The 615-nt window shown below is 59.3% G+C and carries 1 protein-coding gene and 1 pseudogene; both read right to left on the minus strand.

Going from position 1 to position 615, the window contains the following annotated elements:
• Positions 1-263 (minus strand): annotated as a pseudogene (locus FEV53_RS20615) (helix-turn-helix domain-containing protein); the annotation flags it as partial.
• Between the two features lie 116 nt (positions 264-379).
• A partial coding sequence (locus tag FEV53_RS20620) for an integrase core domain-containing protein (RefSeq protein ID WP_142836402.1) occupies positions 380-615 on the minus strand: 236 nt, incomplete at its 5' end.

The raw sequence follows: 615 nt of genomic DNA on the forward strand, positions 1-615 counted from the left end.
CTCGAACGCTCCCGGCGCAAGTAATACCGGCGAAGGTGCTCTTCGATCACCGCTTCGACCTTGCCGGATATCAAGGTCGTACCGGCCGGACGGCCCCGTTTTCGCGGAGCCAGCGCGCTGCTGCGCCCACCCTCTTCCGCCAGCCGCTTTATCCAACGCCAGACCGTCGCCCTGCTGACACCAAGCTCCCAAACGGCGTCATTGATGCCACTTTCCAGACTGCCAGCCCCATTGAGATATGCCTGAACAAGCGGACGTAGCACGGCGGCCCTGCGCGACTCTTCAGCACCAACTGCAACGGAGGCTTCGCCATCATCAGAGGTGGTCCTTGAAATTCGACCAGTTTGCCGCCGTGCTAAGCTATAGCATTGGTTTCATTTCAGGCGGCAACCTTCAGGTCCGGAGATTGCTTGTCATAGGCCTCGTCCGGCGTCATGATCCCATGTGATGAGTGCGGGCGTCTTTTGTTGTAGTAGCTGATCCAGTCACCGATCCCGTCCCGGGCTTCGGAACCTGTTTCGAAGGCGTTCAAGTAGACGCATTCGTATTTGAGGGATCGCCAGAGCCGCTCGATCATCCGGTTGTCGATCCAGCGGCCCCGGCCATCCATCGAGA

Source organism: Palleronia caenipelagi, assembly GCF_007004065.1.
In the GTDB taxonomy this organism is placed as follows: Bacteria; Pseudomonadota; Alphaproteobacteria; order Rhodobacterales; family Rhodobacteraceae; genus Palleronia; species Palleronia caenipelagi.